2 protein-coding genes and 1 pseudogene are annotated in these 2628 nt (G+C 53.5%); all 3 read left to right on the plus strand.

The features are described from left to right. Window positions 1-899: pseudogene (locus tag ACTHSP_RS19420) on the plus strand (glycosyltransferase family 39 protein); the annotation flags it as partial. Between the two features lie 138 nt (window positions 900-1037). Then, window positions 1038-1925: a hypothetical protein gene (locus tag ACTHSP_RS19425; RefSeq protein ID WP_440346720.1), complete on the plus strand. Its 888-nt coding sequence runs from the start codon at window positions 1038-1040 to the stop codon at window positions 1923-1925. A 223-nt stretch (window positions 1926-2148) separates the two neighbouring features. Then, window positions 2149-2628: ABC transporter ATP-binding protein (locus tag ACTHSP_RS19430; protein ID WP_440346719.1), on the plus strand; the 480-nt coding region annotated here is incomplete at its 3' end.

The following is a 2628-nucleotide window of genomic DNA, read 5'->3' on the forward strand; positions in this document are numbered from 1 at the left end:
TAGGCGTATTCGGCGGCTTCCATCAGATTCAGACGGCCTTCAACCTGCCCTATTATCTGAAAAACCTGCTGTGGTTTACCCTGCCTGCTTGGCCGCTGGCGACATGGACGCTCAGCCGAACGCGTATCCACGATAAAAACTGGGGCATTCTGAGCCTGTCGTGGCTGGTTATCATGACAGCCCTGCTCGCCATCAACCCGCAACGCCTGCAAGACAACCTCGTTTGGCTGTTGCCGCCGCTCGCCCTGCTCGGCGCGGCACAACTAGACGGCCTGCGTCGCGGTGCAGCGGCATTTATCAACTGGTTCGGCATCATGGCATTCGGTCTGATTGCCGTCTTCCTGTGGCTGGGCTTCTTCGCCATGAACTACGGCTGGCCTGCCAAACTGGCCGAACGCGCCGCCTATTTCAGCCCGTATTACATCCCCGACATCGACCCGATTCCGATGGCCGTCGCCCTGCTGTTTACCCCGTTGTGGCTTTGGGCGATTACGCGTAAAAACATCCGCGGCCGCCAAGCCGTAACCAACTGGGCAGCCGGCGTTACCTTGGCTTGGGCTTTGCTGATGACCCTGTTTTTACCGTGGCTCAACGCCGCCAAAAGCCATGCGCCGGTGGTACACCAAATGGAAGCCGCGCTTTCTTCCGAATTGAAACAGAAACTTTCAGACGGCCTCGAATGTATCAGCATCGACGGCCAAGACCAGCGCACACGAATCGCGTGGACACAATACAGCCATATTAAAACCACGACCGACAACCCGTCCTGCCGCTACCGCCTCATCCGCCAAGCCGCTAATGTCGGCGCACCTTCGGGTTGGCAAACCTTGTGGCAAGGCGCAAGACCGCGCAACAAAGCCGAAACTTTCCTATTACTGGAAAAAACTGCGGCGCAATAAATCACACCAGCCTCAAAACTGAACATTCCCAGTGCAACAAAGGCCGTCTGAAAGAACTTTTATCCTTTCAGACGGCCTTTGACTCACTTTAACACCGCTTCCCGTACAATGGCCCTTTTCCCTTATCTGCCTAAAAATATGAAGCCCAACCGCCTTTTGCCCCTCGTCCTCTTATTGACCGTCCTCTACGCCCATGCCAAAGATTTCATCATCTACGACCGCATGGACTACGTCGGCAAACCCGACCTGACCGCCGACAAACTCTCCAAAGTGTTCTTGGTTTACGAAAGCGAGTTAGTCAAACCCGATCCGACGGGCAAACGCAAACACGGCGTACTCAACGAAGAGCGTATCCGCGAATTGGCCAAACAATCACGCCGTGAAGGCTACCGCACCATTTCTACCGACATCGAAAGCTGGTTTGCCGAAAAAGACGGCCAACTGCTGACACCCGACGAATTGAAAACCGACTTCGCGCGGATGTACCAAATCTTCAGAGAAGAAAACCCGCGCGCCATCATCAGCAACTACGGCATGCCTTCCGAACACCTGCACGGCATCCGCCACTACCGCCCCAACGTTGACAACGAAGCCATCTTGGTCAAATGGCGGCAAGTCAGCAAACGCCGTGCGCCCACCGCCGCCATCAGCGACTATGCCAATCCTGTGTTCTACATCACTTCCCCCGATTTGGTGCAATGGGAAAAAGACGTGAAAACCGCCGTTGACGACATCCATCAACGCTTTCCCAACAAAAAAATCATCGGCTATATCTGGCCGCAATATTATTCGGCCACCAACAGCCCTTATTTCAAACAGTTCATTGATCCCGTCCGCTGGCGCCAAATGCTCGAAATCAGCAAAAAATACACCGACGGCGTGATTATCTGGTCAGACAAGCGCGATGAAAACAACCAAATCGTGCGCTGGAACGATCCGCGCATCCAAGCCACGATGAAAGCGACTCAAGCCTTCATCAATGCCAATGCTAAAGAAATCAAGGTGGAAGGTTTGCAGAAATATTAAAAACGAGGTGGGCATGTTTGCCCGCTTCTTTATATACCTACACAGCTGTCTGTATGTTTGACACAACACGCGACAAAACGACCGTACCACCAACGCTTCTGCATTCTTTCACACGTTTTTACCCGTTATTCCTAAGCGCAGGCCGTCTGAAAATTGCCCGAATATCCAATACCCTTTACAATACCCGTAATTAAAATACATTTTTTGACACCCCCTCTCCTGCATGAGTTCCACACCCTTCATCGAAATGAAAGACGTTGCCTTTGCATATGGCGACCGTCCTATTCTGAACAACATCAACTTCAGCATTCCACAAGGCAATTTCGCCGCCGTAATGGGTGGTTCGGGCAGCGGTAAGACCACGCTGATGCGCCTGATTACGGGTCAAATTCACCCGCAATCGGGCAAAGTGCTGATTGAAGGGCGCGATTTGGCCGCATTTTCGGCGCAGGAACTGTACGAACACCGCCGCCGCATGGGCGTTTTATTCCAACACGGCGCATTGTTCACCGACTTATCCGTCTTCGACAACATCGCCTTCCCCATGCGCGAGCTGACGGATTTGCCCGAAGCGGTCATCCGCGATTTGGTGGTGTTGAAACTAAATGCAGTCGGGTTGCGCGGTGTTGAAAACCTGATGCCTTCCGAGCTTTCCGGCGGTATGTCGCGCCGCGTTGCCCTCGCGCGTACGATTGCGCTCGAC

This window comes from Neisseria sp. P0001.S005, from assembly GCF_051963715.1.

Bases quoted from the DNA above. Each gene is read 5' to 3' on its own strand.
- ACTHSP_RS19425 (WP_440346720.1), top strand. From the start codon at position 1,038: ATGAAGCCCAACCGCCTTTTGCCCCTCGTCCTCTTATTGACCGTCCTC.